Source organism: Stenotrophomonas sp. P5_B8 (assembly GCF_054049855.1).
The window spans coordinates 1-3,948 of the sequence record NZ_JBFULO010000369.1 but is presented as its reverse complement, the minus strand read 5'-3'; the positions used below and the strand labels follow the sequence as shown (position 1 = coordinate 3,948).

The 3,948-nt window shown below is 66.6% G+C and carries 3 protein-coding genes; 2 read left to right on the top strand and 1 reads right to left on the bottom strand.

Going from position 1 to position 3,948, the window contains the following annotated elements; all coding sequences use genetic code 11:
• Both ACXJKH_RS16495 and ACXJKH_RS16490 read left to right on the top strand, forming a co-directional pair.
• A partial coding sequence (locus ACXJKH_RS16495; protein WP_457320918.1) for a TonB-dependent receptor domain-containing protein occupies window positions 1-1,215 on the top strand: 1,215 nt, incomplete at its 5' end.
• A 164-nt stretch (window positions 1,216-1,379) separates the two neighbouring features.
• Window positions 1,380-1,754: a response regulator gene (locus ACXJKH_RS16490; RefSeq protein WP_457320916.1), complete on the top strand. Its 375-nt coding sequence runs from the start codon at window positions 1,380-1,382 to the stop codon at window positions 1,752-1,754.
• Between the two features lie 4 nt (window positions 1,755-1,758).
• Here the strand turns inward: ACXJKH_RS16490 and ACXJKH_RS16485 are convergent.
• A partial coding sequence (locus ACXJKH_RS16485; RefSeq protein ID WP_457320914.1) for a PAS domain S-box protein occupies window positions 1,759-3,948 on the bottom strand: 2,190 nt, incomplete at its 5' end.

Genomic DNA, 3,948 nt, shown 5'->3' with positions numbered 1-3,948 from the left:
ACCACGTTCACCGCCCAGCCGCTGCGTCTGGCGCTGGGCGCGGAATGGCGCGAAGAGAGCTTCACCATCAGTCCCGGCGACGGTCCATCGACCGCGATCGGGCCGCTGACCGAACAGGGCTTCGCGCTGGGTTCAAACGGCTTCAATGGCTTCAGCACGCGCACCGCCGGCACCTTCGATCGCCGCAACTGGGCCGCCTATGCCGACCTCGAGGCGCAGCTCACCGAGCGCCTGCTGCTGGCCGGCGCACTGCGTTATGAGGACTACGATTCGTTCGGCAGCACCACCACCGGCAAGTTCACCGCACGCTTCGATGTCAACGAGGCATTCGCGTTGCGCGGCGCCTACAACACCGGCTTCCGTGCGCCCACGCCCGGCCAGGCCAACATCAGCCAGATCAGCACCGTGTTCGGTGGCACCGCGCTGGAAGACATCGCCACGCTGCCGCCGACCAATCCCATCGCCCAGCTCAASGGCGCCCGCCCGCTCACCCCGGAGGAATCCCGGAACGTGTCACTGGGTGCGGTCTGGACCCGTGGCGACTGGCTGGTGACGTTGGACGGCTACCAGATCAAGGTGAAGGACCGGATCGCGCTCAGCACCAGCTTCGTGGTGACCCCGGAAGAACGCGCGGCGCTGGTGGCCGGCGGCAATCCGGAAGCAGCATCGATCTCGCAGGTGACCTACTTCGGCAATGCCTTCGATACCACCACCACCGGCGCCGATCTGGTCACCAGCTACAAGAGCAACCACTTCGGCGGCGTCACCACCTACGCCGTGGCCGCCAACTGGAACCGCACCGAGGTGGACCGTTACGACACCGATTTCATCGATGCCGCGCGGGTCTACAAACTGGAGAAGTCGCTGCCCCGCACCAAGGGATATTTCAGCATCCACCACCAACGGCAGATCTTCCACGCCAACCTGCGCCTGAACTACTACAGCAGCTGGTACGAAGACCACCTCGACAGCGGCGTGATTTCCGCCGCCGACGGTGGCCTGCCGATCTACGGTGGCAGCGCGATGCTCGTCGATGCGGAGGTGGGCTGGGCATTCGCGTCAGGAATGTACATCAAGTTGGGCGCGCAGAATCTGTTCGACCGCGTGCCGTCGAAGAACCCGTGGTCGGGCGTSGCCGGTGCCGAGTATCCGGTGCATTCGCCTTATGGATTCAACGGCGGCTTCTATTACGCACGCGTGGGTTGGAAGTTCTAGGCCAGCAGGCCGGACACTGCGGCGGGGCCTGAACGCTGGGCCCCGTCGCGAAATGATGACAGCACCTTCCCGATTGATGCACGGCAGACTAACGCGACATGGCGCTACTCTGAACCTCCGCATCCGCTGGCCGATGCTTTACCCGACCACTGCTGGAGGTTTCATTGCCCTCTCCTCACGAACGATGCCGCGTACTKCTGGTCGAAGACGATGCCGCCATCCGCGAGATGACCCGGGACATCCTCAGCGATGATGGCTTCGACGTCCTGCCCACTGCCGATGCCGAAACCGCCCTGCACTGCCTGAAGACCGAGGGCCCGTTTGACCTGCTGCTCTCCGATGTGGGACTACCGGGCATGGACGGTCGCGACCTCGCCCAGATCGCCAACGCGCTCCACCCGACGATGCCGATCCTGCTGGTGACCGGCTACGCCGGTACCGCGGGGGCCCGTCCGGACTTCCTCTGCGGTGACATGAAGCTGCTGAGGAAACCCTTTACGCTCAAGCAACTGCTSGGCACGGTGCACGAACTCATCTAGGCACTCACGTCGCGCCTTCGGTGGACAGCAACGCCCGCGCCCGGCGTTCCAGTTCGGCAGCGGTGAACGGTTTGGTCAGCACTTCCATGCCCGCCTCCAATTGCCCCGCACCCACGGCAGCGGAGGCGGCATAGCCGGTGATGAACAGCACCGGCAGGCCCGGGCGCACCTGGCGCCCGGCGTCGGCCACCTGCCGGCCGTTCAACCCACCGGTCAAACCAACGTCGGTCACCAGCAGGTCGATGCTCTCATCGGATTGCAGGGTTTCGATGGCGCGGCCGCCTTCCGGCGCCTCCAGCACGCGATAGCCCGAGCTGGCCAGCACTTCGGTGACCAGTGCGCGGACCGCGTCCTCGTCTTCCACGACCAGTACCGTGCCCACGTTTGCCACGCGGTCGTGTTCACCGACATCGGGCGCCGGCTGCGCGCTGTGCTCGGCGGCCTCACCGGCAAAACGCGGCAGGTACAGGTGCACGGTGGTGCCGTGGCCGGGTTCGGAGTCGATGCGCACCTGGCCGCCGGACTGGCGAGTGAAGCCGTAAATCATCGACAACCCCAGGCCGGTGCCCTGCCCGATCGGCTTGGTGGTGAAGAACGGCTCGAACGCCTTGGCGATCACTGCCGGCTCCATGCCGCTGCCGGCATCCCGTACCGACAGGCATACGTAGTCGCCGGGCGGAACCTCCAACTGCGCCGCTACGACGTCATCGAGTGCCACGTTGGCCGTGCGGATCGCCAGCGGGCCGCCCTCGGGCATCGCATCGCGCGCATTGATGCACAGGTTGAGCAGCGCGTTTTCCAGCTGCGGCGCATCCACCAGCACCGCCCACGGCGAGGACTGAAGGTCGGTGGTAATCGAAATCGACGGCCCCAGCGTGCGCGAGATGATATCGAGCATCTCGCTCACTCTGTCTTCGACCACCACCGGCGTGGGCGCCAGCGTCTGCCGCCGCGAGAACGCCAGCAGGCGCTGGGTCAACGCGGTGGCCCGCGCCGCGCTGGACTGGGCCATCTCCAGGTAACGTCCGATATCGTCGAAGCGTCCCTGCTCGATGCGCAGTTCCAGCAGTTCCAGGCCAACGGAGATGGCAGTCAGCAGGTTGTTGAAGTCATGCGCCAGGCCACCGGTGAGCTGCCCCACCGCTTCCATCTTCTGGCTCTGTCGCAGGCGCTCTTCGGCCACCTGCAGTTCGGCGCTGCGCGCCTGCACGCGCTCTTCCAGGGTCAGGGTGAGCTGGCGCAGCTGCTGTTCGGCCTGTCGCCGCTCGGTCACATCCGAGGCGGTACCGAACCACTCGGTCACCTCGCCGGCATCGTCCAGCAGTGGCACCGCGCGCATCAACACCCAGCGCACGCTGCCGTCGGGCAGCAGGGCGCGGTGTTCCAGTCGCAGTGGCTGGCGCTGGCCCATCGCCAGCGCGATGGCCGCCTCCAGCGCACCGCGATCGTCCGGATGCACCCGCTCCTCGCGCCAGCCGGTGATGACGGGCAGGATTTCGGCCGAGGCACCGGCACCGAGGATCGGCCGCATCTCGCGCCAGTCAGCGGACGTGGCATACAGCGACTGCGAAGAGGCACTTACCAGCGCGCCGAGTCGTCGCTCGCTGTGCGCCAGCGCCATGCCGGCACGCTGCTGTTCGGTGCGATCGCCCAGCACCTTGACGAAGCCCAGCACCGCGCCGTCCTCACCGCGCAACACCGTCATCGATCCGTTCGCCCAGAAGCGCGCACCGGATTTGTGCTGCAGCCAGCGCTCGCCGCTGACACCGCCGGCGTCGATGGCGATCTGCTGGTTGTGCTTCAGGCGCCCGGCGTTGATGTCTTCAGGCGTGTAGATCACCTCGACGCTGCGGCCAAGCATCTCCGCCTCGCTCCAGCCGAAGAGGTGCTCGGCGCCGGCATTCCACAGGGTCACCCGGCCTTCCAGGTCGGAGGCGACGATGGCGTAGTCGCTGGCGCTGTCGATGATCTGGCGGTTGCGCGCTTCCACCTCGCGCATCGACCGCTGCAGCTCCATGTGCGGGGTGATGTCCAGACCCTGCACGAACACGCCGGCGGTACTGCCGTCCTCGCCCAGCACCGGCTGGAACACGATGTCCAGCTGGCGTCGGCCGCTGGACGGATCGGTCGCCAGCGGCGCATCGTAGATGACTTCGCTGCCGGTATACGGCTGGCCGGTGCGGTAGACCTGGTC